This window comes from Arthrobacter sp. SIMBA_036, assembly GCF_046535135.1.
Lineage (GTDB): Bacteria > Actinomycetota > Actinomycetes > Actinomycetales > Micrococcaceae > Arthrobacter.
Genome location: NZ_JAWRXG010000454.1, coordinates 1 through 236, shown reverse-complemented (window position 1 = coordinate 236; position 236 = coordinate 1). Strand labels below are relative to the sequence as shown.

Genomic DNA, 236 nt, shown 5'->3' with positions numbered 1-236 from the left:
CAGCTCCTACTCGCATCCCATTGAAGGCACCTTCAGCTTCACGGCAACCACTGGAAGTACGACGTCGGCAGGCGGCGCGGCGGTGCCGTCCGCCTTGGCGGCGGTCCCGACTGCGGGCGAAGCGGCTCCCGGCAGCAGCAGTGCGCCTCGGGCGGGCGAGGGCGTGCGTGCCCAGGACTCGGCCGAGCCGTTTCCTTGGAGCATAGTGGGCCTGGCTGTGGTCGCAGTTGGCATAG

1 protein-coding gene is annotated in these 236 nt (G+C 69.5%); it reads right to left on the bottom strand.

Annotation, left to right across the window (positions count from 1 at the left end; translation table 11 throughout):
• Positions 1-6: 6 nt before the first annotated feature.
• Positions 7-236 (bottom strand): hypothetical protein (locus tag SB659_RS20500; protein ID WP_410551769.1); only part of this gene is annotated, 230 nt, incomplete at its 5' end.